Origin of the sequence: Streptomyces bungoensis, from assembly GCF_001514215.1 — a bacterium.
Taxonomy (GTDB): domain Bacteria; phylum Actinomycetota; class Actinomycetes; order Streptomycetales; family Streptomycetaceae; genus Streptomyces; species Streptomyces bungoensis.
In genome coordinates, this window is record NZ_KQ948900.1 from 1 (window position 1) to 2,126 (window position 2,126).

General features: G+C 72.7%; 1 protein-coding gene. It reads right to left on the reverse strand.

The genetic code is table 11. The annotated features are described in order from the left end of the window. Positions 1-2,126 (reverse strand): acyltransferase domain-containing protein (locus tag AQJ66_RS36520; protein ID WP_159052717.1); only part of this gene is annotated, 2,126 nt, incomplete at both ends.

Genomic DNA, 2,126 nt, shown 5'->3' on the forward strand with positions numbered 1-2,126 from the left:
GACACCTGGATCGGCCAGAACGGCTGCCACACGGCCCGACGCGCGGCGGTCGATCACCCCGGGCAGGTCGATGAGTCCGCCCCAGCGGCCGGAGGCTTCGAGCGCGGCCACGCGGCCCAGACCCCACACAGCGGCCTGCACCGCGTCCACAGCACCGTCCGACCGGCCCACCGACACCGCACCACGGGTCACCACCCACAGCGGAGCCACCACACCGGCATCACCCAGAGCCTGCACCAGCCCCAGGCAAGCGGAGAGGGACGAGGGCACCCCGTCACCGTCCGCGGTTGCGTCACCGGACAGTGCGACCAGGGACACCACGCCCGCGAGCGACCCGCGGTGCTGGAGGCGCGCGGCCAGTTCCGCACGCTCCAGGCCGGCCTCGCAGACCAGCCGCTCCACCTCGGCACCATGGGCGGCGAGACCGTCGACCAGCGACTCCGTCCAGGTGCCACCGGCGAGTCCGGCCGGCTCGACCACCAGCCAGCGACCGGACAGGGCCGCCGAAGCGGGGACGTCCGCGAGCGGCCGCCACTGAACGCGGTAGCGCAGCGCGTCCAGCTCGGTCTGTTCGAGGCTCTGCCGCCGCCAGGAGGACAGGGCCGGCAGCACCGCACCCACGGCCTCCTCATCGAGCTGCAACTCTCCGGCCAGCGACTCCAGATCCTCGCGCTCGACCGCCTCCCAGAACCGGCCGTCGACCTCACCACCGGCCTTGACCGAAGCCTGCGGCTCCGCGGGCGCCGGCCAGTACGCCGCGTGCTGGAAGGCGTACGTGGGCAGCTCGACGGGTGCCACGGCCGGGAAATACCTCGCCCAGTCGACTTCGGCACCACTGGTGAAGGCGGCGGCCAGGGCGGCGAGCACAGACCCGGTCTCCGGACGGTCCTTGCGCAGCACCGGGACGAACAGTGCGCCGTCGTCCGTCGCACAGTCCTGGCCGAGCGTGGCCAGGGTGCCGTCGGGGCCGAGTTCGAGGAAGCGGCGGACACCCTGTCCGTCCAGGGCGGCCACGACGTCGGCGAAGCGGACGGTCACCCGGACATGCTCCACCCAGTACTCCGGCGACATCAGCTCATCCGCACTCGCGGACGCGCCGGTCACCGTGGACACGATCGGCAACGTCGGCCGCTCGTACGACAGTCCCTCCGCCACCGCGCGGAAGTCGGCGAGCATCGGCTCCATCAGCGGCGAGTGGAAGGCATGACTCACCCGCAGGGACGTCACCTTGCGGCCCTGGGCGCGGAAGTGCGCGGCGATCTCCTCGACGGCGTGGCCGGCGCCCGAAACCACCACCGCGCGCGGTCCGTTGACCGCCGCGACACCGACCTCCGCACGGTCCTCACCGAGCAGCGGCAGCACCTCCTCCTCGGAGGCCTGGACCGCGACCATCACTCCCCCGGCCGGGAGGAGCTGCATGAGGCGGCCGCGGGCGGCGACCAGGCGGCAGGCGTCCGCCAGCGACCACACCCCCGCGACATGCGCCGCCGCGATCTCACCGATCGAATGCCCGGCCAGCACGTCCGGCCGCACACCCCACGACTCCAGCAACCGGAACAGCGCCACTTCCAGAGCGAACAACGCCGGCTGCGCGAACTCCGTCCGATCCAGAACGTCGTGATCGTCGCCGAAGATGATGTCTCTCAGGGGGCATGGCAGTTCGATGTCGAGGTAGGCGCACACGGCGTCGAAGGCGTCCGCGAAGGCGGGGTACTCCTCGTACAGTTCGCGGCCCATACCGATGCGCTGGGCCCCCTGGCCGGCGAACAGGAAGGCCGTGCGGCCACCCTCGCCCACCTCACCGATCACCGCACCGCCGGCCGCAGACTCACCCGCGGCCACGGACTCCAGGCCGCGGAGCAACTCCGCACGATCCGCGCCCCACACCACCGCACGATGCTCGAAAACCGACCGCGACCGCACCAGGGACGCGCCCACCGCAGCCGCCGAGATCCCCTCGCGCCCGGCCACGAACTGCGCCAACCGCTCCGCCTGCGCCCGCAGAGCCACCCGGCTGCGCCCCGACACCACCCACGGCACCAACGACGGCACCGGAGCGCACGGGACGGCCGCCTGGTCCTGGCCGACGGGCTGTTCGAGGACGACATGGGCGTTGGTGCCGGACA